This window comes from Streptomyces barringtoniae, assembly GCF_020819595.1.
In the GTDB taxonomy this organism is placed as follows: domain Bacteria; phylum Actinomycetota; class Actinomycetes; order Streptomycetales; family Streptomycetaceae; genus Streptomyces; species Streptomyces barringtoniae.
This window is the reverse complement of sequence record NZ_JAJHNP010000003.1, coordinates 185,762-209,764: the sequence shown is the minus strand read 5'-3', so window position 1 is coordinate 209,764 and position 24,003 is coordinate 185,762. Positions and strand designations below refer to the sequence as shown.

20 protein-coding genes and 1 pseudogene are annotated in these 24,003 nt (G+C 70.8%); 13 read left to right on the top strand and 8 right to left on the bottom strand.

The window, feature by feature from the left end; translation table 11 throughout:
• Positions 1-39: 39 nt before the first annotated feature.
• Positions 40-426: a barstar family protein gene (locus LMU33_RS05795; RefSeq protein ID WP_228617927.1), complete on the bottom strand. Its 387-nt coding sequence runs from the start codon at positions 424-426 to the stop codon at positions 40-42.
• Here LMU33_RS05795 and LMU33_RS05790 point away from each other — a divergent pair.
• On the top strand, positions 416-1,066 hold the full coding sequence (locus LMU33_RS05790) for an ester cyclase (RefSeq protein WP_228617925.1): 651 nt from the start codon (positions 416-418) through the stop codon (positions 1,064-1,066). The genes LMU33_RS05795 and LMU33_RS05790 overlap by 11 nt on opposite strands.
• 36 nt (positions 1,067-1,102) lie before the next feature.
• Here the strand turns inward: LMU33_RS05790 and LMU33_RS05785 are convergent, their stop codons facing one another.
• Both LMU33_RS05785 and LMU33_RS05780 read right to left on the bottom strand, forming a co-directional pair.
• Entirely contained in the window at positions 1,103-1,507 is a 405-nt protein-coding gene (locus LMU33_RS05785; RefSeq protein WP_228617923.1) for a RidA family protein, read from the bottom strand.
• Between the two features lie 218 nt (positions 1,508-1,725).
• Complete coding sequence (locus LMU33_RS05780; RefSeq protein WP_228617922.1) at positions 1,726-2,343, bottom strand: TOPRIM nucleotidyl transferase/hydrolase domain-containing protein; 618 nt, start codon at positions 2,341-2,343, stop codon at positions 1,726-1,728.
• Between the two features lie 126 nt (positions 2,344-2,469).
• On the opposite strand from LMU33_RS05780, the gene LMU33_RS05775 reads away from it, so the two are divergent.
• Entirely contained in the window at positions 2,470-3,321 is an 852-nt protein-coding gene (locus LMU33_RS05775) for an SDR family oxidoreductase (RefSeq protein ID WP_228617920.1), read from the top strand.
• A gap of 48 nt (positions 3,322-3,369) precedes the next feature.
• On the opposite strand, the gene LMU33_RS05770 is transcribed toward LMU33_RS05775, so the two are convergent.
• Entirely contained in the window at positions 3,370-3,720 is a 351-nt protein-coding gene (locus LMU33_RS05770) for a DUF1330 domain-containing protein (RefSeq protein ID WP_228617919.1), read from the bottom strand.
• A gap of 222 nt (positions 3,721-3,942) precedes the next feature.
• Here LMU33_RS05770 and htpG point away from each other — a divergent pair, with 222 nt between their 5' ends.
• Positions 3,943-5,841, top strand: coding sequence for a molecular chaperone HtpG (gene htpG / locus LMU33_RS05765; protein WP_228617917.1), 1,899 nt, complete (start codon positions 3,943-3,945; stop codon positions 5,839-5,841).
• A 201-nt stretch (positions 5,842-6,042) separates the two neighbouring features.
• Positions 6,043-7,257, top strand: coding sequence for a beta-ketoacyl-[acyl-carrier-protein] synthase family protein (locus LMU33_RS05760; RefSeq protein ID WP_228617916.1), 1,215 nt, complete (start codon positions 6,043-6,045; stop codon positions 7,255-7,257).
• A 28-nt stretch (positions 7,258-7,285) separates the two neighbouring features.
• Here the strand turns inward: LMU33_RS05760 and LMU33_RS05755 are convergent, their stop codons facing one another.
• Both LMU33_RS05755 and LMU33_RS05750 read right to left on the bottom strand, forming a co-directional pair.
• The gene (locus LMU33_RS05755; RefSeq protein WP_228617914.1) at positions 7,286-8,578 is read right to left on the bottom strand and encodes an APC family permease; all 1,293 of its coding nucleotides are present in this window, start codon (positions 8,576-8,578) and stop codon (positions 7,286-7,288) included.
• On the bottom strand, positions 8,575-9,081 hold the full coding sequence (locus tag LMU33_RS05750) for a hypothetical protein (protein ID WP_228617913.1): 507 nt from the start codon (positions 9,079-9,081) through the stop codon (positions 8,575-8,577). The genes LMU33_RS05755 and LMU33_RS05750 overlap by 4 nt, the downstream gene beginning before the upstream one ends.
• Positions 9,082-9,184: 103 nt before the next feature.
• On the opposite strand from LMU33_RS05750, the gene LMU33_RS05745 reads away from it, so the two are divergent.
• From LMU33_RS05745 to argS, 4 genes and pseudogenes are all read left to right on the top strand, one after another.
• A complete protein-coding gene (locus LMU33_RS05745) occupies positions 9,185-10,180 on the top strand; it encodes a helix-turn-helix transcriptional regulator (protein WP_228617911.1) in 996 nt (331 codons plus the stop codon).
• Positions 10,181-10,240: 60 nt separating this feature from the next.
• Positions 10,241-10,873 (top strand): helix-turn-helix transcriptional regulator, encoded by a 633-nt coding sequence (locus tag LMU33_RS05740; protein WP_228617909.1) that lies wholly within the window; start codon positions 10,241-10,243, stop codon positions 10,871-10,873.
• Between the two features lie 82 nt (positions 10,874-10,955).
• Positions 10,956-12,149 (top strand): DSD1 family PLP-dependent enzyme, encoded by a 1,194-nt coding sequence (locus LMU33_RS05735; RefSeq protein WP_308280755.1) that lies wholly within the window; start codon positions 10,956-10,958, stop codon positions 12,147-12,149.
• Positions 12,038-13,603, top strand: a pseudogene (argS, locus tag LMU33_RS05730) (arginine--tRNA ligase); the annotation flags it as partial. The gene LMU33_RS05735 and the pseudogene argS, both read left to right, overlap by 112 nt.
• Positions 13,604-13,893: 290 nt before the next feature.
• Here the strand turns inward: argS and LMU33_RS05725 are convergent.
• The gene (locus LMU33_RS05725; protein WP_228617908.1) at positions 13,894-14,688 is read right to left on the bottom strand and encodes a PIG-L deacetylase family protein; all 795 of its coding nucleotides are present in this window, start codon (positions 14,686-14,688) and stop codon (positions 13,894-13,896) included.
• A 50-nt stretch (positions 14,689-14,738) separates the two neighbouring features.
• Here LMU33_RS05725 and LMU33_RS05720 point away from each other — a divergent pair, with 50 nt between their 5' ends.
• Complete coding sequence (locus LMU33_RS05720; protein WP_228617906.1) at positions 14,739-15,392, top strand: HAD family hydrolase; 654 nt, start codon at positions 14,739-14,741, stop codon at positions 15,390-15,392.
• Positions 15,393-15,431: 39 nt separating this feature from the next.
• Here the strand turns inward: LMU33_RS05720 and LMU33_RS05715 are convergent, their stop codons facing one another.
• Positions 15,432-16,097 carry a class I SAM-dependent methyltransferase gene (locus LMU33_RS05715; RefSeq protein WP_228617904.1) on the bottom strand — a complete coding sequence of 222 codons (666 nt, stop codon included), beginning with the start codon at positions 16,095-16,097 and terminating at the stop codon, positions 15,432-15,434.
• A 95-nt stretch (positions 16,098-16,192) separates the two neighbouring features.
• Between LMU33_RS05715 and LMU33_RS05710 the strand changes: the two genes are divergently transcribed.
• From LMU33_RS05710 to LMU33_RS05695, 4 genes are all read left to right on the top strand, one after another.
• The gene (locus LMU33_RS05710) at positions 16,193-16,741 is read left to right on the top strand and encodes a YciI family protein (RefSeq protein WP_228617902.1); all 549 of its coding nucleotides are present in this window, start codon (positions 16,193-16,195) and stop codon (positions 16,739-16,741) included.
• A 185-nt stretch (positions 16,742-16,926) separates the two neighbouring features.
• Complete coding sequence (locus tag LMU33_RS05705) at positions 16,927-18,588, top strand: alkaline phosphatase family protein (RefSeq protein WP_228617900.1); 1,662 nt, start codon at positions 16,927-16,929, stop codon at positions 18,586-18,588.
• Positions 18,589-18,832: 244 nt separating this feature from the next.
• On the top strand, positions 18,833-19,495 hold the full coding sequence (locus LMU33_RS05700) for a lamin tail domain-containing protein (protein ID WP_372477874.1): 663 nt from the start codon (positions 18,833-18,835) through the stop codon (positions 19,493-19,495).
• Positions 19,496-19,745: 250 nt separating this feature from the next.
• Complete coding sequence (locus LMU33_RS05695; protein ID WP_228617899.1) at positions 19,746-23,897, top strand: bifunctional nitrate reductase/sulfite reductase flavoprotein subunit alpha; 4,152 nt, start codon at positions 19,746-19,748, stop codon at positions 23,895-23,897.
• The last annotated feature ends 106 nt before the right edge of the window (positions 23,898-24,003 follow it).

Genomic DNA, 24,003 nt, shown 5'->3' with positions numbered 1-24,003 from the left:
ACACTCAACGGAATATCCGCTCAGCGGTTCCCGAAGCCCTCACCGCAGGCGCAGAGCACCCGGTGCCCGGTTTTCGAAGATCTCGGTCAGCCAGTCGAAGACGGTCGATCCGTGCCCGCCGCGGGCCTCGGCCAGTTCGGCACTCACATGGGCCCGGTTGGTGGGGTGGCAGCGGGCCAACCGGATCTCCAGCTGGCGGGCCGTCTCCGCGTGGCCGAGATGCTCCCGGGACACCTGATGGTCTCGCCACTCCACCACGAAGTCATCGTCGTCCGGAGCGCCGAAGCCACCGCTGAGGCAGTCGGCGAAGGCGTCGAGGTTACTGCCGAAGTAGCCGCCTGGACCGTTCACGGCTTCGCCGACGACTCGCCAGAAGTCTTCCATGGACCTGATCTGCGTGCCGTCCAGTACGTAAGTGACTGTCACCGCCCAGAGGTTACGCGAGGGTGCCGTCGCCGGCGACTTCGGCGTGGGCGCGCTCGGCCCGGGCCTGCAGGGCACGGATTTCGTCGTACAGGACGTGTCACATCCTGGCGGGCTGGTTCGTCATATGTGTGCAGTCGGTTGCGGCGGCGGAGGAGTCCCGGTGCGGATGTCCGCCCCGCACCTCCGTACCGGCCTGAGGGGAAGTCGTATGTCCATCGATGAGGAGACCCGCAACAAAGCGGCGGCAGCGCGTCTTCATGACGCCGTGGCCACCAGAGATCTGGAGATCGTCTCGAAGACGATCGACGAACTCGTGGCGCCGGACGTTCTGTTCCACGCACCGGTGCCGATGGGCATGACGGGGGTGCAGGCGCTCAAGCAGGTGTGGACGGTGCTCTTCCGCGCGTTCCCTGACCTGTACGTCACGGTCGAGGATGTGATCGCCGAGGGGGACAGGGTCGTGGCCAGGAACACGGTGACGGGGACCCACCGGGGCGAGTACCGGGGGATGCCGCCGACCGGCAGGTCCGTCACCTACGGGGAGATCTTCATCTTCCGTTTCGAGGGCGGTCGGATCGCCGAGGTCTGGGGCGTGGTCGACGTCTTCTCACAGATGCGCCAGCTGGGGGTTGTCTCGTGAACGAACCCGCGTTCCGCCCGCAGATCGTGACCGGGACTACCCGACCACCGCGGCCACACCGTCGATCTCGACGCGCTCGCCGTCGCGTACGAGTTGCGTGACGACCGTCGTCCGGGCCGGAAACCGCGGGCAGTGCGCGAAGAACTCGCGGTACACCTCGTTGAAGGTCCCGAAGTCGGCCCTGTCCGCGAGGTAGCAGGTGCACCTGACGATCAGGTCCTTCCTGCTGCCCGCGGCGGTGACGACCGCGACGAGGTTGTGCAGAACCTGGCGGACCTGTGCGGAGAAGTCGTCCGGTATCTCGTGGGTGACGGGGTGGAGCGGGCCCTGGCCGGACGTGAACACCAGGTCGCCGACCTTGACGGCCTGGGACAGGGGCGGCTCGGTGCCGTCGGGGAAGCGGACGAAGGGGGCGCTGTCGGTGCGGATGCCCTCGATCATGCGGGCATTGTGCTGCGCATGGCCGTCCCCACGGAAGCGGAAATCCCTTCGCCCGGGTTCGTCACGCACCGGTGGGGGAGCACGCGGCGAGCGCCATCCGGGCCGGCCCCTCCGCGAACGGCGCAAGCGCGGTGCGGCGACGTCTCCTTCCACGCTCCGGGGGACGCGGAGGCCACCGGCGGACCCCGGAGACGGACGAACATCGCCCCTGCCTGCGGTCACAGGCTGGTCAGCAGGTCGTCGAGGGGAGCGGGCACGCGGTCGGGGGTGAGGGCCTCGACGAGGACGCGGCCGTAGTGGATCTTGCGCCCCTTCTTCGTGCCCAAGAAGCGCCGCAACTGCTGGTGCGAGGTGCGGCCCCGTTGCGCGGGCTGGCGCAGGAAGGTCTGCAGGGCGCGCAGATCCCCCTCCGCTCGCACGAGCTCCTCCACCCGGGGCACGCCCAGCGCGCGGATGAGCTCGTCCTCCAGATCCGCCGCGCAGACGAAGAACCCGTGCTGCGCTGAGCCGGCCCCCTCCAAGGCGCGGGCGTAGTAGCCACGCTCCCCCTCGTCGCACAGTCCGGTCAGGCGCAGGCCGAGGCCGGTTGGCCCGAGGAGGCGGGCGAAACGCCCGACACTCATCGCACCGCCGATCGGCAGGACGCAGACACCTTCCGCAGCCAGGTCCCGGTCGCGGCGCGCGGCCAGCGCCTCGACCGCCGCGACGTCGCTCAGCCCTTCGAGCAGAACGGCGGCCCGGACGGGCAGCCGTTCTGCCAGCTCGCGCGCGGGGTCGCCGGGTCCACCGGCCGCCCAGTCGGTGACCGCTTCCCGGAACGACCTCATGTCAGCCATGCGATGAGTCTCCGCCCTCTCGGACCACCGCGGTAGGGAATTTCCGCCGGCCGCCAACCGATCGCGGCGCAGTCGGCCCGCTGCCTGCGAGAGCGCGCTTACCATCTGGGCAACCGACACGAGGACATGACGATGATTCTGGTGACCGGCGCGAGCGGGAACGTCGGCAGCGCCCTCCTCGCTCGCCTTGCCGCCGACGGCGTGCCCGCGCGGGCGGCTTACCGTGATCCGCGGACGACCGCCCAGGTGATCGAGTCCGGCGGTCACGCGGTGACGCTTGACCTGGCGGTCCCCGACACGCTGGCGCCCGCACTTGATGGCATCGACACCGTGTTTCTCGTCGGTGCCACGGGCCCCGCCCAGACGACGCACGAAATCAACATGGTGGACGCCGCCCGCGCGGCCGGGACCCGCGTGGTCAAGCTGTCGGTCTGGCGGGCCGACGAGGGGCTGTCGCCGATTGCCCGGCTGCATCGGCCCGTTGAACAGGAACTGGTCACCTCGGGACTGCCCTGGACGATCCTGCGCCCCAACTTCTACCTGCAGAACTTCCTGCGTCAGCCGTCGATCCGCACGGCAGGCGAGTTCAGCCTGCCACTGATCAACGCACCCGTCAGCTTCGTCGACGTCGGCGACATCGCCCGTGTCGCCGCGCGCGTCCTCACCACGGAGGGCCACGACGGCCGCGTCCATGACCTCACCGGGCCCGAGGCACTGACCTACACCGAAGTCGCGGAGGAGTTCTCCCGCGTCCTCGGGAGGCCGGTTCGCTATGTGGGCCTGTCCGACGACGAAGCGCGCGCGGCGATGCTGCGCCGGGGGACACCCGAGTTTCACGCCGACGCTCTGATAGAAGTCGCCCGCGCCTACCGCGACGGCGGCGCCGAGACCGTCACTTCGACCGTGCCCGATCTCACCGGCCGTCCGGCCGTCGGCCTTGCCGCATTCGTGCGCCGGAACCGCGACGTCTTCGGCTGACTCCCGGAGCGGAGCAGGACGGCGGGCGAACTCAAGGACTTCACGGCATCAGTCGCGGGCGGAAAGGGCCTCGAGCATGGCCCGTGCCGTGACAGTCGCGTCGTAGTCCTCGCTGACACCCGGAACCAGGATGATGTCGCCCTTGATGTGCCGGGAGCGCAGGGGCGCGATGGCCTGATACTCGTCCGAGTCCCACCAGGCGCGTGCCTGGGAGATCGAGGGGAAGCCGATCACGACGACATGCCCGGGCCATGCGCCCTCCTTCACCTCGTGCGCGCTGCCGTGGACGAGGAACCGGCCGCCGTACGGTTCGAAGGTGGCGGTGACGCGCGCGATGTACTCGGCGATCTCCGGGTGCGGAGCCGCTTCCTGCAGGTGAGCGATCGCGTAGGCGGTCATGGTGTCCCTCCGTCGGTCGGCTGCTGTGCTGATCACGATCTTGCCGCAGGTGCGTTCCGCGGTCGATGACCTTTCAGGTAATCCAGGACGCGCGCGGGATCCGCACCTGGCCACGGGGTCTGTATCCAGCCACTACCCGCATATCCGGCCACCGTCCTGACATGGTGTTTTACAGTGGCTGGCAGCAGTTCCGGCGATAACACCTGGGAGGAATGCGCGACCATGCCGACTGAAACGCTCGAGTTTCAGGTGGAGGCCCGTCAGCTCCTGCAGCTGATGATCCACTCGGTCTACTCCAACAAGGACGTCTTCCTGCGTGAGCTCGTCTCCAACGCTTCCGACGCGCTGGACAAGCTGCGCCTGGAGAAGCTGCGGGACGACTCGCTGGACGCCGACGTGTCCGATCTGCACATCGAGCTCGACATCGACAAGGACGCCCGCACCCTCACGGTGCGGGACAACGGCATCGGTATGTCGTACGACGAGGTCGGGCAGCTCATCGGCACCATCGCCAACTCCGGCACCGCACAGTTCCTCCAGGAGCTGCGGGAGGCGAAGGACGCCGCGGGGGCGGAGGGGCTCATCGGCCAGTTCGGCGTCGGGTTCTACTCCGGTTTCATGGTGGCGGACGAGGTCACCCTGGTCACCCGCCGCGCCGGCGAGAGCCGGGGCACCCGCTGGACTTCGCGCGGCGAGGACACGTACACGCTGGAACCGGTCGACGATGCGCCGCAGGGCACCTCGGTCACCCTCCACCTCAAGCCCGCCGACCCGGAGAACCAGCTCCACGACTACACCTCCCCGTGGAAGATCAGGGAGATCGTCAAGCGCTACTCGGACTTCATCACCTGGCCCATCCGGATGCTCCCGGACCAGGGCGAGGGCGACGAGTCGCGCGAACCCGAGACGCTGAACTCGATGAAGGCGTTGTGGGCGCGGTCGCGCGACGAGGTGTCCGACGACGAGTACCACGAGCTGTACAAGCACATCGGGCACGACTGGCGCGACCCGCTGGAGACCATCCGGCTGCAGGCCGAGGGCACCTTCGAGTTCCAGGCCCTGCTGTTCCTCCCCGCGCACGCTCCGCACGACCTGTTCACCCGTGACTTTAGGCGCGGCGTGCAGCTGTACGTCAGGCGCGTCTTCATCATGGACGACTGCGAGGCGCTGCTGCCGCCGTACCTCCGCTTCGTCAAGGGTGTCGTCGACGCGGCCGACCTCTCGCTCAACGTGTCTCGCGAGATCCTCCAGCAGGACCGCCACATCGAGATGATGCGGCGACGGCTGACCAAGAAGGTCCTGTCCACGGTCAAGGACATGATGGCCAAGGACCGGGACCGATACGCCACGTTCTGGCGGGAGTTCGGCACCGTCCTCAAGGAGGGACTGGTCACCGACCCGGAGAACCGTGACGCCGTCCTCGCCGTCGCGTCCTTCGCGAGCACGCACGACGACACCGAGCCGACCACGCTCAAGGCTTACGTCGAGCGGATGAAGGACGGCCAGGAAGACATCTACTACCTCACCGGCGAGTCCCGGCAGAGCATCGAGAACTCCCCGCACATGGAGGCCTTCCGGGACCGGGGCATCGAGGTGCTGCTGCTCACCGACGCCGTCGACGAGGTGTGGGCCGACGCCGTCGGCGAGTACGAGGGCAAGAAGCTGCGGTCCGTCGCCAAGGGGCAGATCGACCTCGGCACCAAGGACGACGACGCCTCCGAGGGCGAGCGGGAGAAGCAGACCGAGGACTACGCCGGCCTGCTCGGCTGGATGAGGGAGCAACTGGACGAGGACATCAAGGAGGTCCGACTGTCCTCCCGTCTCACCGTCTCACCGGCCTGTGTCGTCTCCGACGCGAACGACCTGACCCCGGCCCTGGAGAACATGTACCGGGCGATGGGCCAGGAGGTGCCCCGCGCCAAGCGGATCCTGGAACTCAACCCGGACCACCAGCTGGTGAAGGGCCTCAACCAGGCGTACAAGGAACGTGAGGACCGCACCGAGCTCACCGAGACCGCGGAACTCCTGCACGGGCTGGCGGTGCTCGCCGAGGGCGGCCAGCCCAAGGACCCCGCCCGCTTCGTCAAGCTGATGGCGGACCGCCTGCAACGCGCGCTGTGACCCAGCACCGCCCGACACCGGCGGCCCGTCCCGGGAAACGGGGCGGGCCGCCGGTCGCGTTTTATGGACACACGACAAACCGTGGCGGCGAAATTGTTCCGTGCCCGTCCTGACTGCCTCTTCACTCGCTGAAATGATCGTGGCGGAAGCGAAAAGGATCTTGTAGAGATCCCATAAGCCCTCGGCCCATGAGAGGTAAGGATGACGGAGAGCGGCGAAGTGCTGGTGACGGGTGTCGGCGCGATGACCCCGTTGGGGGCCGACGCGCCCTCGACCTGGGCGGGACTGCTGGCCGGGGTGTCGGGTGTCTCTCTTCTCGACGAGGAGTGGGCCGCGGGCCTGCCGGTGCACGTCGCGGCCGGCCTCCCGGTGGATCCCGCCACGATGCTTCCCAGGGCCGAGGCGAGGAAACTGGACCGGGGTGAGCAACTCGCCGTGCTCAGCGCACGCGAGGCATGGCAGGACGCCGGGGTTCCTCAGGTGGAGCCGGAGCGGTTCGCCGTGGTCATCGGCACCGGCACCGGCGGTGTCCTCACCACACTCGGTCAGGACGACATCTTCGAGCAGAGCGGCGTACGCCGGCTGTCGCCGTTCGCCGTGCCGATGCTCATGCCCAACGGGCCGGCGGCCTGCGTGAGCATGGACCTCGGCGCGAAGGGGGGAGCCCGGACACCGGTCAGCGCGTGCGCTTCGGGCGCGGAGGCACTCGCCCTCGGCCAGGACCTGATCCGCAGCGGCCGGGTGGACGTGGTCGTCGCCGGCGGCGTGGAAGCCAGTCTGCACCCCTTCACCATCGCCGCCTTCGCCCAGATGAAGGCGCTGTCGACGAGGTCCGAGGACCCGGCATCCGTATCGCGGCCCTTCGACCGCGACCGCTCCGGGTTCGTGATGGGGGAGGGAGCGGGGATGATGGTCCTGGAACGTCCCGCGTTCGCCCGGGCCCGTGGCGCACGGGTGTACGGAACCCTCGCGGGCAGCGCAGTGACCTCCAGCGCGCACCACATCACCGCCTCCGACGCGGACGGCCAGGTCTTCGCCATCGAACAGGCGCTGCGCGACGCAGGGCTGGGCCGCGAGGACATCGGCGTCGTCCATGCCCACGCCACCTCCACCGAGTCCGGTGACCTGGCGGAGGCGGAGGCCGTCCGCCGCGCCGTCGGCACGCACGCCGCGGTGACGGCGACGAAGTCCATGACCGGCCACATGCTCGGCGCCTCCGGAACCGTCGGCGCCCTGGCCACGGTCATGGCGCTCAAGGAAGGCACCGTGCCGGCCACCCGCAACCTCGAGAAGATCGACCCGCAGGTCGAGATCGACGTCGTACAGGGCGCGAACCGCACCGGGCGGTGGACGGCGGCCCTGGCCAACTCCTTCGGCTTCGGCGGCCACAACGTCACCCTGGTCTTCACGGGCTGACCAGGCCTCGAAACGATTCGCCGTCGGCTCAGCTCGTCACGGAACCCGCCGCTCGGCGCCGCCGCAGGTAGCACAGCGCGCTCGCCGTGATGACCAGGGGCCACAGCAGGTACCAGCCCGTCATGACGAGAAGGGCGGCGACCGCGACGAGTGCGACGAGCGCGCAGCGGTACGGCAGGCTGCCCCGGGGCAGGAGCCGTACAGCGGCGGCCGTGCCCAGTGCGTACACGGTCACGAACGACCCGGTGGTGAGCAGCACGAGCGGCTGGGGCCCCACGTCGGCGACCGCGGTGGCGGCCAGGGCGAGGCCGGAGAGCCCCGTCACGACCGCCAGGCTGCGGCGCGGCACCTCGCCGGCGGCGCCGCCCCGGTCGAGCCGGGCGGGCAGCGCGCCGTCGCGGCCGAGCGCGGCGCCCAGTCTGGCCGCGCCGGCGAAGTAGGCGTTCATCGTGCCGAGGGTGAGCAGCAGTGCGGCGGCCGCGGCCAGCACGTGGACCGTGCCGCCGACGCCGAGGGCGAGCAGTTCGGCCAGCGGGGCGTCGGAGGTCCCGGCAGCCGGGCCGAGCACCAGGACGCCGGAGGTGGCGACGGCGAGGTACAGCACGCCGACGACGGCCACCGCCACGGCGGCGGCACGGGGCAGGTCGCGCGCCGGCCGGCGGAAGTCGGCGGCGAGGTGGGTGATGGCCTCCCAGCCCGCGAAGCTCCACACGAGCAGCGCCGCGGCCGAGCCGACCGCGGTCCAGCCGTGCGGCGCGAACGGATGCAGGTTCTGCAGGCGGGCGTGTGGCAGCGCGGTCAGCACGGCGGTCAGCAACAGCGTGACGAGCAGCACGGCGAGGGCGAGTTGCAGACGGCCGGAGACCGACAGACCGAATCCGTTGGCCACGGCCACCAGGACCAGCAGCACCGCGGCGGTGACCAGCACCGTGCGCCGGCCGCCGCCGAGCGCGGTCGCGACGTACGCCCCGGCGAACATGCCCGCCGCCGGAGCACCGGCGGGTACGGCGAAGTAGAAGCACCAGCCGACCACTGCAGCCGCCCGCGCGCCGAAGGCGTGCCGCACGTAGGTGGAGACGCCGCCGCCGTCCGGGTAGCGGGCGCCCAGCGCGGCGAAGGTGGCCGCGAGCGGCACCGACAACAGGACCAGCCCGAGCCAGGCCAGCAGCGAGGCCGGCCCGGCCGCCCGGGTGGCCAGACCGGGAAGGGCGATCACCCCGGTACCGAGCACCGCGCCGACGTACAGCGCCGCCCCCTGCCAGACGGTCAGACTCCCGACGGGCCGAGCCGAGAGTTCCGGCGCGGCGGGCGCGCTCGTCATGCGGCATCCTTCCCGGTCCGGCGGAAGTCCATGGTCCAGTTGGTTTCCCAGCTCTGCCCGCCGTCGGTCGAGAACGCCTGCTCCCATTGGGCCGATGCCGAGGTGATCCGCGACCAGACGAAGCGGCACAGGACCGGGGTGCCTTCGTGGGTGTCGGCGCCGTGGAACTCGCCGTGTCCGTCGTCGTGGAACCGGCCGACGACGGGCGGTTGCAGCAGCCCGGTACGGCTGCTCACCCAGCTCAGCGACCATTCCGCGCGAACGGGGTCGAACAGGCGCAGTGTCAGGCCGCTGAAGCCCTTGGTCGGGAAGCTGATCTCGTCCAGGTTCGCGGCTCCGCCGAACAGCGTGCCGTGACACACCACCGTGCCCGGGAACCGGTCCCACTCGGTGCAGCCGGTCAGCGGTGCGACGAGCCGCCGGTTCGTCACGTGCCAGGTGCCCACCAGGAAGTCGAAGTCACCGATACCGGGCTTGCGAAGGGCGGGAAGAGGAGCGTTCATCTGCGGATGTCCTTTGCTGTCCGTGCGTTGGGCGGACGCCCGCCGGAAAAGTAGACCGGCTTCCCTGACAACCTCTGTCAGTGGACTGCGGCAGACTTCCGTCATGCGTGCGAGCCGACTGCTGTCCGTCCTGTTGCTGCTCCAGACCCGCGGCCGGATGACCGCCCAGCAGCTCGCCGACGCGCTGGAGGTGTCCGTCCGCACGGTCTACCGGGACATGGAGTCGCTCGCCGCGGCCGGCGTCCCGCTCTACGGCGACCCCGGTCACGACGGCGGCTACCGGCTGGTCGACGGCTTTCGCACCCGGCTGACCGGACTGACCCGCGAGGAGGCGGAGGCACTCTCCCTGGCCGGACTGCCCGGACCCGCCGCGGACCTCGGCCTGGGCACCGTACTCGCCACCGCCCAGCTGAAGCTGACGGCCGCCCTGCCCGAGGAACTGCGCGACCGGACCGGTGAGATACGGCACCGGTTCCACCTGGACCCCTCCGGCTGGTACGCCGAAGCCGACCCGACCCCGCACCTGGCCGCCGTCACCGACGCGGTGTGGCGACAGCGCCGAATCCGCCTCCGCTACCGGCGGTGGAAGGCTCCCCAGGAGGTGACCCGGACGCTTGACCCCTACGGGCTGGTCCTCAAGTCGGGCCGCTGGTACCTGGTTGCGGCCCGCCCGGAAGCCGTCCGTACCTACCGCGTCTCCCAGATCCTCCGGATCCAGGTGCTGGAGGACCGCTTCGAGCGCCCCCGCGACTTCGACCTGGGCGCGCACTGGCAGACCTACCTGGCCGACTTCGACGCCCGCCGGCTCCGGGGCGAAGCGGTCGTACGACTGACACCGCGGATCCTGGCGCAGCTGCCCGACCTCCTGGAACCGGCAGTGGCACGCGCCGCCCAGGGCAGCGCCGGGCCACCGGGTCCCGACGGACGGGTGCAGGCCGTCGTCCCCATCGAGTCCGAGGAACACGCCGTCGGCCTGCTGCTGCGTCTCGGTGCCGAGGCGGAGGTCGTGGCGCCGGCCGGATTGCGGGCGCTGATGGCACGGACGATCAGCGCCCTGGCAGAGACCTACCGTCAGCCGCTGGACAAACACGAAGCCTGACCTAGACTGGACATCCAGAGATGGAAAATTGATCTAATCGGCTCTTTGGAGAGGCTTCCCGTGGAAGAGGCTGAGGCCGACGAACACCTCATCCGTGAGGCCGAGAAGATCACCATGGCCTTGGGGCGCATGTTCCCGGGGCTGTGCGAGGTGGTGCTGCACGACCTGCGGGATCCCGAGCATGCGATCCGGGCGATCGAGAACAACCTCTCCGGCCGTCGGGTCGGGGACTCCGCCACGGAGCTGGGCCTGGCCCGCATCGAAGATCCCGACTACCCCAGCGTCATTCAGAATTACCCCAACCAGTTCCCGGACGGCCGCCCCGCGAAGAGCACGTCCATCGGCATCAAGAACGCCGCGGGGGAGTACATCGCGGCTCTCTGCCTGAACCTGGACGTGTCCGTGCTGTCGCCGGTGACCCTGACCCTGTCCAACCTGGTGGCCACGGACACCGAACACCGCGAGCAGCCCCTGGAGACGCTGCGGGACCGCACCGCCCGCGAGTTGCGTCAGGCGGTGGAGGCACACGCCGCGGAGCGCGCCGCGACTCCCCGGTCGCTGAGCCGGGAGGACAAGAAGGCGCTCGTACGGCAGTTGCAGCGGGACGGCTACTTCGACTCGCGCGACGCGGCACAGACCATCGCGGACCTGCTCGGTGTCTCCCGGGCGACCGTCTACAACTACGCCAAGTAGCGGCAGCGGCTCCCGAGTCCGCGTCGCATACCCGTCCGGGGACCTGGACCCCGCCCTTCCGAAGAAAGCGGACCACCGTTCTGTGAACCCTCATGTGAACACCCAGGAAAGCACCACCCCTTCGGCCCCCGCACGAACCCTGGCCGATCCGGACACCCCGTTCGCCGTCGTCGACGTCGACACGATGAGGCGGAACATCGCGCGCCTCAAGGCCAGGGCCGACCGTCTCGCGGTCACCCTGCGCCCGCACGTGAAGACCGCCAAGAGCCTCGACGCCGCCGCCCTCCTGCACTCCGGCACACCGTGTCCCGTCACCGTCTCCACCCTCGCGGAGGCCGAGGCGTTCGCCGACGGCGGCTACACCGACATCACGTACGCGGTCGGCATCGACCCGCACAAACTCCCGCGCGTCATCGCGCTGTTGCGCCGCGGCGTCACCCTGCGCATCCTGCTGGACAGCGTCGAGCAGGCGTCGTTCGTCGCCGAAGCCTCCCGCCGGTCCGGCCTCCCCCTGCCCGCCCAGATCGAGATCGACTGCGACGGCCACCGGGGCGGTCTGAAGCCCGACGACCCGGCGCTCACCGGGATCGGCCGCATCCTGCACGACGAGGGTTGTCTGGACGGCGTCCTGACCCACGCCGGCGAGTCCTACTTCGCCCGCACCGCCGAGGAACAGCGCCTGGCGGCGAAGAACGAACGCGACACCGCCGTCGCCGCCGCCGAGCGACTGCGCGCGGAGGGCCTGCCCGTGCACGTCGTCAGCGTGGGCTCCACCCCCACCGCGCACGCCGCCGAGGACCTCACCGGCGTCACCGAACTGCGCGCCGGGAACTACGTCTTCTTCGACCTGGTCATGGCCGGTCTGGGCGTCTGCCGGGTCGAGGACATCGCCCTGTCGGTGGTCGTGACCGTCATCGGTCGCCGCCCCGAGTACGGGTGGATCGTGACCGACGGCGGCTGGATGGCCATGTCGCGCGACCGCGGGACGGCCGCGCAGGCCCAGGACCAGGGCTACGGCCTGGTCACCGACCTCGCCGGCAACCTCCTCCCGGGCCTGGTCATGACGGCCGCGAGCCAGGAGCACGGCACGCTCACGGCCCGCGACGGCGCCTGCCTGCCCGACCTGCCGGTGGGCACCCGCCTGCGCATCCTGCCCAACCACGCATGCGCCACCGCAGCCCAGCACCGCGGCTATCACGTCGTCGACGGCACCCTTCCCACCGGCGGCCCGGCACCGGCCGTCGACGCTTTCTGGGAACGTGTCACCGGCTGGTGAACTCCAGCCGGAGGAAAACCGATGTCACAGGCGCCGTGCCCTCCACTAGCGTCGCCCCTGTGACTCCAGCAGATCTCACGGCCGTCATCTCCGACGCCATCCACACGGCCATCCAGTCCGGACGCATCGCGGCGGAGGTGCCCGAGGAGATCCGCGTGGAGCGCCCCCGGCACCGCGGCCACGGCGACTACTCGACCAACGTCGCCCTGCAACTCGCCAAGTCGGCGGGCCTGCCCGCCCGCGTCGTCGCCGAGGCACTGTCGCCGCTGGTGAGCACGGCCACCGGAGTGGCGAAGGCCGAGGTGGCCGGCCCCGGGTTTCTCAACATCACGCTGGAGTCCGCGGCGATCGGCGCCCTGGCACGGGACATCGTCCTGGCCGGGGACGCCTACGGCCGCACCGACCGGCTGAACGGCCTGCGGCTCAACCTGGAGTTCGTCTCAGCCAACCCCACCGGCCCGGTGCACATCGGCGGAGCCCGCTGGGCGGTCGTGGGCGACGTCCTCGCCCGGCTGCTCGAGGCCGCCGGCGCGGACGTGTCGCGGGAGTACTACTTCAACGACGCCGGCGTGCAGATCGACCGCTTCGTCCGCTCCCTGCTCGCCGCAGCGCAGGGCCTGCCGGTGCCCGATGACGGCTACAGCGGCGCGTACATCAAGGAGATCGCCGACGCCGTGCTGCGTCACCACCCCGGCGCCCTGGACCTGCCGGAGAGCGAGTCCGCCGCCGTGTTCCGGGCGGCGGGCACGCAGCTGATGTTCGACGAGATCAAAACGTCGCTCGCCGCGTTCGGCACCCATTTCGACACCTACTTCAACGAGAAGGACCTGCACGACCAGGGCGACCTGGACACCGCCGTCACCCGTCTGCGCAACGGCGGCCACGTCTACGAGGCCGACGGCGCGGTCTGGCTGCGCACCACGGACTTCGGCGACGACAAGGACCGCGTCCTGGTGAAGAGCGACGGCTCGTGGACGTACTTCACCGCGGACTGCGCCTACTACCTGAACAAGCGCTCCCGGGGCTTCGAACGGGTCGTCATCATGCTCGGCGCCGACCACGCCGGTTATGTCGGCCGGATGCGGGCCATGGCGGCCTGCTTCGGCGACGACCCGGACCGGCACCTGGAGATCCTCATCGGCCAACTGGTCAACCTGGTCAGGGACGGCAGGCCGGTCCGGATGAGCAAGCGGGCCGGTACGGTCCTCACCCTCGACGACCTGACCGAGGCGGTCGGCACCGACGCCGCGCGGTACGCGCTGGCGCGGGCCGGCGTCGACACGATGATCGACCTGGACATCGACCTGCTGACCCGGCAGTCGAACGACAACCCGGTCCACTACGTCCAGTACGCACACACCCGGCCCTGCTCCGTACTGCGCAAGGCAAGGGAAGCCGGCATCGACAAGGGCGCGCCGGAGGACTTCGACCCCACCCGGCTCACCCACGAACGAGAGGTGGAACTGCTGGCCACGCTGGCCGAGTTCCCGCAGGTCGTTGCCACCGCGGCCACACCGGGTGGCGCACTACCTGGAGGCGCTGGCCGGCACGTACCACCGCTTCTACGACGCCTGCCGGGTCCTGCCGCGGGCCGGCGAGGCCCCGGACGACCGCACGCGGGCACGGCTGTGGCTGACGGAGGCCGGCCAACGCGTGCTGCACAACGGCCTGCACCTGCTCGGCGTCTCGGCACCGGAACGGATGTGAGGCCGGCTCGAGGCGCCGCGAGGGCGGTCGGCAGACGCTACGGGGCCGATCGGAAGATGTCGCCGACGACGTCGGATGCCGCCGTCGCATGTGCCTCGACGAACCACTCCCGGCCGAGCAGCAATCCGAAGACGGGGGCCGGAATCCGGACCAGCACCCGCAGCACCGGAGCAAGCCGACCCGTGCCCGACACCTGTGAACGATGAGCGGCGAGAGCCGCCTGCTTCCGCGCCGCGAACCGTCGGACATCGACGGTGTGGGTGATGGCCGCGCGCGAGGTGAAGGCGGTCCGCACCGCGTCCGCGTCGAACCGCAACGGGATCCTCAGCACACGCACCAGCTTTACCAGGCGGGCCACCCGATCGCGCGGGACGGTCGCCTCCAGCACCCGGGGCACCCCGGCGAGCTCGGCGGCACGCCTGCCGACCTCGTGCACCCTGACGTGGTCGCGGTGGCCGTAGCCGCCCCGTGCGTCGTAGCTGAGGAGCAGGTCCACCTCTTCCTCGCGCAGGACGGCGGCCAGCCGGGCGGCCGCCTCCTCCGCATCCGCCCGCACGAAACGTGCCCGGTCCGGCGGATCCGGATAGAGCAGCGCACCATGGCCGCTGTCCGCATACCCCAGATGCGCGACGCGCCGCACGCCCAGCACGGCAGCGCTCGCCCGAAGCTCGTCCAGCCGTGGCGCTCCGCCTTCCGGCACGGCGTCCATGAGCCCGTCCGTGGCGACCACGATCACCACACGATGCCCCTCGGCCGCGGCCCGCGCGAGCGTGCCGCCCGTCAGGATCACCTCGTCGTCAGGGTGGGCGTGAAAGGCCAGGAGGGTTCCCATGGGGCCATCCTTTCACCGCGGCATGATCGACAAGTCCCTATGCTGTCAGGATGATCAAGCCGATTGAGCTCGTCATATTCGACTGCGACGGTGTGCTGGTCGACAGTGAGCGCATCGCAGCACGCGTCCAGGTCGCGCTCGGTGCGGAGTTGGGCTGGCCGCTCACCGAGGGAGAGGTCGTCGACCGCTTCATAGGCCGATCCCATGCCGCCATTCGCCGGCAGGTCGCCGCCCGGCTCGGCGAGGAGACCGCGGCGATATGGGCGCAGCGGTTCGAACAGCTCCACCGCGAAGCCGTGGACGCCGATCTCGCCCCCGTTGACGGACTGCCCGAGGCGCTGGATGCGATTGCTCTGCCGACCTGCGTGGCCTCCAGCGGCTCCCATGACAAGATGCGCCACACTCTCGGTCGTACCGGGCTCTACGACCGCTTCGCGGGCCGCATCCACAGCGCCACCGAAGTCGCCCATGGCAAGCCTGCCCCCGACCTGTTCCTGCACGCCGCCCGGCACATGGGGGTCGATCCCGCCGCCTGCGTGGTGGTGGAGGACAGCCTGCCCGGTGTCCTGGCCGCCCGGGCGGCCGGCATGCGTGCCTTCGGATACGCCGGCGGCCTCACCCCTGCCGAACGACTCGAAGGCCCTGGCACCACCGTCTTCCACGACATGCGCAAACTGCCCGCGCTCATCGCCGGGCAGCAGTGAGTCCTCGGCGGTCGTAATCGGACGGAGGGATGACCGTGGTCACTGCCCGAGGATGCCGTCCGCGACGCCCCGTACCTCGTCCAACTGGAAGCCGAGGTAGGTCCAGGACACGCCCGCACGGCCATGCGGGTCCTCCCGCTGGGCGTGGTGGAGGACGTCCAGGCCGTGCCTGCGGGCGAGGTCGATCGTCTCCTGCGCGGTGACGGGGAACATGCGGCGGCCCCTCGGCACCGGGCCGTGACGCAGGGAGAGGACGATCCGGCCGTCGGTCGCGAGCAGCCCGGCCAGACTTGCCATCGCGAGGGCTCGTTGCCGTTCGTCGAGATGTATCCAGACCGCGGTGAGCAGGATCAAATCGAAGCGGCTCCCCGCTGCGGTCAGGCCGGGCAGTTCGGGCAGCGCGTCATCGGTCCACTCGATCTGCCGGCCGGCATGGAGGCGCCGGCCCAGCGTGCGCAGTTCGACGGTGGGTTCGGCGGCGACGACCCGATGACCCTGGGCTGCCAGCGCCGCCGCGTCGCGCCCGCTGCCCGCCCCGACGTCCAGCACCCTGCTCGGCCGGGAGGGGAACAGATGCAGCACCTCGCGGTGCACCTCGGCGAAGGTCACGCTCTCGTACTGCTGGGCCAACGCCTCGGCCGCCTCCCCGTATCCGGCGGTGCTGGCCATCCCCTGCAACTGCTCGCCGGTTGCGTCACTGCTCATGTCCCGGGACACTACGGTCTCTTGGGCCCGGTAGCCGCGACGAAGATCACGGATAACCACTGTGCTGGTGCGGCCAGGTCCGACAGACTGCGGGCATGGAGTTCTTCTGCTACCACCGTGACCGGCGAGACTCCCTGGCGCTGCGCATGGAGCTGCTGGAGGCGCACTGGTCCTACATGGACCGGTTCGACAAGGAGATGATCGCCCGCGGTCCGACCCTCAGCGGCGACGGCGAGGTGCCCACCGGCAGCGTGCACATCGTCGACCTGCCGGATCCCGCCGCCGCCCGCGCATTCGCGTTCGACGAACCCGGCTACCAGGCCGGTGCCTACCGTGACGTGCTGCTGCGCCGATGGCGCAACCTGCTGGGACGCACCATGTGGGACTTCCGCGGAGGACGGACCGGCGGCCGACGATACCTCGTGCTCGGGTTCGGCCAGGGACAGGCCGCCGACCTGGCCGTTCCTCAGGACCGTAACGAGCTGATCGCATACGGCCCACTGCTGTCCGACGACGGCAACACCTGGGTGGGTACGGCAGCGCTGGTGCGGGCACCGGACCCGGAAGCGGCACGCGCCGTGCTGACCGCGGACCGGTATGCCGACATCGAGGTCCACAACTGGCAGTTCGGCGGACGGCCATGATGAACCGTCCTCGCGTGAAGACGCCCGCCTGAGCGTCGGTCAGGAGGCCGAAGTCTTTGCCCGTGCCGATGCGTTTCTTGGGCTGAACAGGATGTGACGGCCTGCTTGCGTACATGTTCCGCCCCTCGGATGTCGGTGCACGACTCGCACCCGCTCGCCGGCTCGACACACTCCGAGGAGACGCCATGTCCCGACGCCCGGCCCATCCCGCACGTTCCGTCACGGCGGCCGCGGCCGCCCTGGCCGCGGTCGGCGCGCTCAGCGCCGCCGCGCCCGGCTCGGCGCACACCTCCGTACACCCGCACCCGGCCGCCCGCCATGTCCTGTTGCTGTCCGTCGACGGTCTGCACCAGTCCGACCTGGCCTGGTACATCGCCCGTCACCCCCAGTCGGCGCTGGCCCGGCTCACCGCCGGCGGCGTGCAGTACACCCACGCCGCGACCACCAACCCCTCGGACTCCTTTCCCGGCATGGTCGGCCAGCTCACCGGCGGCAACCCGGGCACCACGGGCGTCTACTACGACGACACCTACAGCTCCGCCCTCCTGCCGGCCGGTACGACCCAGTGCACCGGAGCCAAGCCCGGCGCCGAGGTGGACCTGACCGAGGACCTCGACAGGGACAAGGACTCCCTCGACGCCGGTCAGGGCCTGAGCGGTCTGCCCGGCAGCATCCTGCAGATGACCGGCGACCCCGCCCGCCTCATCGACCCGTCCAAGCTCCCGGTGGACCCGAAGACCTGCAGACCGCTCTACCCGCACTCCTACCTGCGGGTGAACACCGTCTTCGACGTGGTCCGCACGGGCGGCCTGCGCACCGCGTGGTCCGACAAGCACGCCGCCTACGACATCCTCGAGGGCCCCTCGGGCAAGGGCATTCAGGACCTGTTCACGCCCGAGATCAACAGCAAGGCCGTCGGCTACGACGCGGGCGACTGGACGAAGGACAACGCCGCGACCGAGCAGTACGACGGGTACAAGGCGCAAGCCGTGCTCAACGAGATCGACGGCTACGACCACAGCCGTACCCACAAGGTCGGCACCCCGGCGGTCTTCGGCATGAACTTCCAGTCCGTCTCGACCGCCCAGAAGCTGCCCAACTCCGACGGCCTGAGCGGTGGTTACCAGGAGAAGGGCGTCCCCGGGCCCCTTGTGGTGAAGAACCTCGAATTCGTGGACCAGCAGGTCGGCGCCTTCCTCGCCGAACTCCGCAAGCGGCACCTCGCCGACAGCACCACCGTCATCCTCTCCTCCAAGCACGGCCAGTCGCCGACCGACCCCAAGGCGCTGACCCGCATCGACGACGGCCCGCTGCTCGACGGCCTCAACTCCGCCTGGAAGGAGGCCCACCCGGGCTCCGGCGACCTCGTCGCCCACGCGGTGGACGACGACGCCATGCTGATCTGGCTCACCGACCGCTCCCAGGCCGCCGCCGACTTCGCCAAGGCCTACCTGCTCGCCCGGTCCGGTACGGGCAACGACATCGACGGCAAGGCCAGGCCCTTCACCGCGAGCGGTCTGCAGAGCCTCTACGCGGGCGCGGACGCCGCCCGGTACTTCCACGCCCGGCCGGGCGACTCCCGGGTGCCCGACCTGATCGGCGTCGCCCAGTACGGTGTCGTCTACACCGGCGGCAAGGGCAAGATCGCCGAGCACGGGGGCGCCCACGCCGACGACCTCGATGTCCCGCTCGTCGTCTCCGGCGCCGCGACCCCGCACGGCGTACGGGTCGACGGACCCGTGCACACCACCCAGATCGCGCCGACGATCCTGCGGCTGCTGGGCCTCGACCCGCGGGAGCTGGACGCCGTCCGCATCGAACACACCCGCGTCCTTCCCGTGCGCTGACCTTCGGTCGGGTGGCCGCATGGACGGCGGGCAGACTCCGGGCCGGGTGTCAGTGGCACGAGGTTGATGCATCGGCAAAGTCCGGCATTCGTGATGTAAATGGCTATTGCATGCGAGAGTCATGGATTGTTGCTGGATCCGTAATGCCATGTGTGTTACCGGCGTAAAACGGGGCGAAGGTTGCAGGGTGTGGCCGTGCGGCCGACCGGCCGCCAACCCGCGCATCCTCGCGAAGGGGGACACTGTGTCCGCTTCTTCTTCCGTCCGCCGTATCACCGCAGCCGCGGCCGTGGCCGCCGCCATGGCCGGGGCCATGGCGCTCCCGGCCGCGGCCGCCGGCCACCAGCCCGGCCGTATGCACCGGTCAGTGGTGCACATCAGCGGCGTACAGCACGCCTGGCAGGGCCGGGACGACCGTGCCAACCGCTCGCTGAACAAGGAGTGGGTGGACATCACCAACGACTCCCGCCGCGCGATGAACCTGGACAGCTGGACGCTGTCCGACCGGGACGGCCACACCTACACCTTCCGTCACGTGTGGCTGTCGGGCCGGGCCACCGTCCGTGTCCACACCGGGGTCGGCCGGGACACCAGGACCGACCTGTACCAGGACCGCCGTACGCGCGTGTGGGACGTCAACGCCGACACCGCGACCCTGCGCGACGCCCGCGGCCGCCTCGTCGACACCCTCTCCTGGGGTCGCAGCCACCGCGCCGGGGACATGGGCCGCCGTGACGGGGCCGGATGGCACCACGCCGGCCTCCGCCACCACGAGGCCGGCCTCCGCCACCACGATGCGGGCCTCCGCCACCACGGCGTCGACCACTACCTCCACGGCGGCGTCCACCACCTCCACAGCATCGGCGAGCACCACCACGGGGACCACGCGGGCAGCCACCGCCGCTGACCCGCCTACCCGCGGCTCGCGCCCCGGGTGCACCACCGGCACATCCACACGGGTCCAGCCCCGGACGGCCTCCTCGCCGACCGGGGCTGTCCCCTGCCAGGCACCGGCGGCATCGTGCTCACACCCTGTCCCCGAGCCCTGTGCGGCGGGTGTAACTCCCGCTGATCAGACACGGAGACACCTCCGTAATGAGCCCTCCGTACGGTCACGAAGAGTGAGATCAGGTGGAGCACAGGAGAGGGGGGCGCCCGTGGCCGCGCCGGGCTCGCGGAGTGAGGGCACGACGAAGGTCCGGACGGTCTGCTCGTACTGCGGTTTGGGCTGCGGCATGGTCCTCGACGTCGGCCGAGGACCGGACGGGCGGCGTACGGTCCTGAAGGCGACGGGCGACAAGGAGCACCCGGCGAACTCCGGCCGGCTGTGCACCAAGGGCGCGACCACCGCCGACATGCTCGCCGCGCCGGGCTGGCTCACCACCGCCCTCGTCCGGCCGGACCGTGGCGAGGAACCCCGGCCCTCGCCCCTGGCCGCCGCCGTCGCCGAGACCGCCCGCCGTCTGCGCGCCATCATCGACGAGCACGGCCCCGACGTGGTCGCCCTCTACGTCTCCGGGCAGATGAGCCTGGAGGCGCAGTACCTGGCGAACAAGCTGGCCAAGGGCTTCATACGCACCAACCAGATCGAGTCGAACTCCCGGCTGTGCATGGCGAGTGCCGGAACGGGCTACAAACTGTCGCTGGGAGCGGACGGGCCGCCCGGCTCGTACCAGGACTTCGACAAGGCCGACGTCTTCTTCGTCATCGGCTCCAACATGGCCGACTGCCACCCCATCCTCTTCCTGCGGATGATGGAGCGGGTGAAGTCGGCCGGCGCCAAGCTGATCGTCGTGGACCCGCGGCGCACCGCCACCGCCGACAAGGCCGATCTCTTCCTGCAGATCAGGCCCGGCACCGACCTCGCCCTGCTCAACGGGCTGCTGCACCTGCTGCACGCGAACGGCCACACCGACCCCGGCTTCATCGCCGCGCACACGGAGGGCTGGGAGGCGATGCCCGCCTTCCTCGCCGACTACCCGCCCGCCACCGTCGCCGGGATCACCGGCCTCCCGGAGGACGACATCCGTGAGGCCGCGCGGCTGATCGGGGAAGCGGGGGAATGGACGAGCTGCTGGACGATGGGCCTGAACCAGTCCACCCACGGCACCTGGAACACCAACGCCCTGGTCAACCTGCACCTCGCCACCGGCGCGATCTGCCGCCCGGGCTCCGGCCCCTTCTCCCTCACCGGCCAGCCCAACGCGATGGGCGGCCGGGAGATGGGCTACATGGGGCCGGGGCTGCCCGGGCAGCGCTCGGTCCTCGTCGACGCCGACCGGGCCTTCGTCGAGGAGCTGTGGGAACTGGAGCCCGGAGCCCTGCGGGCCGACGGCGTCGGCAAGGGCACGGTCGAGATGTTCCGGAAGATGGCCGACGGGGACATCAAGGCGTGCTGGATCATCTGCACCAACCCGGTGGCCTCCGTCGCGAACCGCAAGACGGTCATCGAGGGCCTGGAGGCCGCCGAGTTCGTCGTCGCGCAGGACGTGTTCGCCGAGACGGAGACGAACGCGTACGCCGACGTGGTCCTGCCCGGCGCGCTGTGGACCGAGACCGAAGGCGTCCTGATCAACAGCGAGCGCAACCTCACCCTGGCCCGGCCGGCCGCCGATCCGCCCGGCGAGGCGACGGCGGACTGGCGGATCATCGCCGCCGTGGCCCATGAGATGGGCTACGAGAAGGGATTCGCGTACGACAGCGCCGAGGAGGTCTTCGAGGAGATCAAGCGCGCCTGGAACCCGGCGACCGGCTGGGACCTGCGCGGAGTGAGCTACGAGCGCCTGCGCACCACCCCGGTGCAGTGGCCGGCGGCGAGCGAGGACGGGCCCGACCGCAATCCGATCCGGTACGTCGGCGAGGACGGAAGGGCCGGCTCGCCCACCTTCCCGACCGCGAGCGGCCGCGCGGTCTTCTACGCCCGCCCGCACATCCCGGCCGCGGAGATGCCCGACGACGACTACCCCTGTGTCCTCAACACCGGCCGCCTCCAGCACCAGTGGCACACCCTGACCAAGACGGCCAAGGTGGCCAAGCTGAACAGGCTCAGCCCAGGACCCTTCGTGGAGATCCACCCCCGGGACGCCGCCGAACTGGGCCTCGGCGAGGGGGACTCGGTGGAGGTCGCCTCGCGGCGCGGGCGGGCCGTGCTGCCCGCGGTCGTCACCGACCGGGTGCGGCCGGGCTGCTGTTTCGCGCCGTTCCACTGGAACGACCTGTTCGGCGAGTACCTCAGTGTCAACGCGGTGACCAGCGACGCCGTGGACCCGCTGTCGTTCCAGCCCGAGTTCAAGGTGTGCGCGGTCTCGCTGAGCAAGGCGGCCACCCCGGTGACCGCGCGGACTCCGGCCCCGGCAGGCGCCCTGGCCCCGACCCCGGCCGATGGCGCCGCACCGTCCGCCGCGCTGTCCGCGGTGCCCGCTCCCTCCGTGTTCGGACTGGACCCCGCGCCGCCGCCGGTCCTGGCCGCACACGAACGCCGCTATCTGACCGGCTTCCTCGCCGGCATACCGTCCGGCTTCCCGGGCGTGCCGGTGCTCCCGCCGGACGCCCCGTTCACCCCGGAGCACGCCCTGTGGGTGAACGGCGTACTGGCCGGGATGTACTCCAGGACCGAGGCGCCGCCGTCCACCGGGTACGGCCCCGGCGGCAGCGAGCAGCCGACCGCCGGGGCCCTTCGCCGTCAGGTCGTGATCCTCTGGGCGTCGCAGACCGGGAACGCGGAGGACTTCGCGGGCGCGGCGGCGGAGCGGCTGACCGCGGACGGCCATGCCGCATCCCTCCTGCCCATGGCGGAGGCGGACCCCGCCGCGCTGCCGTCCGGCGCCGACATGCTGCTCATCACGAGCACCTTCGGTGACGGCGACGCCCCGGACAACGGCGCGGGGTTCTGGGACGCCCTCGCCGCTGCCGACGCCCCGCGCCTGAAGGGCAGGCGCTATGCGGTCCTGGCCTTCGGCGACTCCTCCTACGACGACTTCTGCGGCCACGGCCGCCGCCTCGACCGGCGCCTGGAAGAGCTCGACGCGATACGGCTGGCCCCACGCACCGACTGCGAACCGGACTACGAGACGGCGGCCGGAGCCTGGCTCGACCAGGTGCTCGCCGCACTGAAAGGCAGTGACCAGCCGGCCCCCGCCGAGGCCGCCTCACTCTCCGCGACCCCCATGGCTCCCCGGCCGAGCCGCCGTCCCGTCCCCGTGACCGCCCGCCTCACCGGCAACCGCCTGCTCAGCCTGGCCGGCGCGGGCAAGGAAGTGCGCCGCTTCACCTTCGACACCCGCGACAGCGACACCCCGCTGGTCTACGAGGCCGGGGACGCCCTGGCCGTTCACCCGGTCAACTCGCCCGGCCTCGTGACGGAGTGGCTCGCCGTGACCGGTCTGGACGCGGACGCGGCCGTTCGAGTCGGGAGCGTGGGAGAGCTGCCGTTCGCCGAGGCCCTGCTGCGCCACCTGGACATCACGCGCATTACTTCCGACCTGCTCCGCTTCACCGCCGACCGGGCCCGCGACCCGCGCGAGCTGCGCAAGCTCCTGCGCCCGGACAACAAGGGCGAGCTGGCGCAGTGGTCCTGGGGACGCCAGGCCGTCGACGTGGTCGCCGAATTCGGCATCCGGGCCGGGGCACAGGAGTGGGCCGACCTGCTGGGGCGCCTGCAACCGCGCATGTACTCCATATCCTCCAGCCCCCTCACGGACCCCCACCTGGTGTCGCTGACCGTCTCCGTCGTCCGGTACGAGAACCTGGCCGGCCGGCCCCGACAGGGCGTCTGCTCGCCCTTCCTCGCCGACGCCGAGCCCGGCACTCCGGTGCCGGTCCGGGTCCAGCGGGCACCGCACTTCCGCCCGCCCGCCGACCCCGCCACACCGGCGGTGATGGTGGGCCCCGGCACGGGCATAGCGCCCTTCATCGGCTTCCTGGAGGAACGCCGGGCGCGCGGCCACCGCGCCCCGAACTGGCTGTTCTTCGGCGAACAGCACCGCGCGACGGACTTCTACTACGAGCAGGAGCTGACCGCGTTCCTCGCCGAGGGCACGCTTACCCGCCTGGACACCGCCTTCTCCCGCGACCAGCGGGCCAAGGTGTACGTCCAGGACCGGATGCGCGAGCACGGGCCCCTGCTGTGGTCCTGGCTCCGCGACGGCGCCCACCTCTACGTCTGCGGCGACGCCTCCCGCATGGCCAAGGACGTCGACCAGGCCCTCCGCGAGATCGCCACCGTCCACGGCGGCATGGACGCGGCGGAGGCGGCGGCGTACGTCAAGCAGCTCGGCGCCGACAAGCGGTACGTGCGGGACGTGTACTGACCCCGGCCCGTACGAGCATGGACCCGGCCCGTACGAGCATGGACCCGGCCCGCCCGTACGAGCGCCGGCCCGCTCGATCCCGGATTTCACCCGGGCGTGCAGCACC

Excerpts from the sequence above, each read along its gene's own strand:
- LMU33_RS05780 (WP_228617922.1), bottom strand. The coding sequence starts at position 2,343 with ATGGCTGACATGAGGTCGTTCCGGGAAGCGGTCACCGACTGGGCGGCC.
- LMU33_RS05710 (WP_228617902.1), top strand. The coding sequence starts at position 16,193 with ATGGAGTTCTTCTGCTACCACCGTGACCGGCGAGACTCCCTGGCGCTG.
- LMU33_RS05745 (WP_228617911.1), top strand. The coding sequence starts at position 9,185 with ATGCGTGCGAGCCGACTGCTGTCCGTCCTGTTGCTGCTCCAGACCCGC.
- LMU33_RS05760 (WP_228617916.1), top strand. The coding sequence starts at position 6,043 with ATGACGGAGAGCGGCGAAGTGCTGGTGACGGGTGTCGGCGCGATGACC.
- LMU33_RS05785 (WP_228617923.1), bottom strand. The coding sequence starts at position 1,507 with ATGATCGAGGGCATCCGCACCGACAGCGCCCCCTTCGTCCGCTTCCCC.
- LMU33_RS05755 (WP_228617914.1), bottom strand. The coding sequence starts at position 8,578 with ATGACGAGCGCGCCCGCCGCGCCGGAACTCTCGGCTCGGCCCGTCGGG.
- LMU33_RS05775 (WP_228617920.1), top strand. The coding sequence starts at position 2,470 with ATGACGATGATTCTGGTGACCGGCGCGAGCGGGAACGTCGGCAGCGCC.
- LMU33_RS05715 (WP_228617904.1), bottom strand. The coding sequence starts at position 16,097 with ATGAGCAGTGACGCAACCGGCGAGCAGTTGCAGGGGATGGCCAGCACC.
- htpG (WP_228617917.1), top strand. The coding sequence starts at position 3,943 with ATGCCGACTGAAACGCTCGAGTTTCAGGTGGAGGCCCGTCAGCTCCTG.
- LMU33_RS05720 (WP_228617906.1), top strand. The coding sequence starts at position 14,739 with ATGATCAAGCCGATTGAGCTCGTCATATTCGACTGCGACGGTGTGCTG.
- LMU33_RS05725 (WP_228617908.1), bottom strand. The coding sequence starts at position 14,688 with ATGGGAACCCTCCTGGCCTTTCACGCCCACCCTGACGACGAGGTGATC.
- LMU33_RS05770 (WP_228617919.1), bottom strand. The coding sequence starts at position 3,720 with ATGACCGCCTACGCGATCGCTCACCTGCAGGAAGCGGCTCCGCACCCG.
- LMU33_RS05705 (WP_228617900.1), top strand. The coding sequence starts at position 16,927 with ATGTCCCGACGCCCGGCCCATCCCGCACGTTCCGTCACGGCGGCCGCG.
- LMU33_RS05750 (WP_228617913.1), bottom strand. The coding sequence starts at position 9,081 with ATGAACGCTCCTCTTCCCGCCCTTCGCAAGCCCGGTATCGGTGACTTC.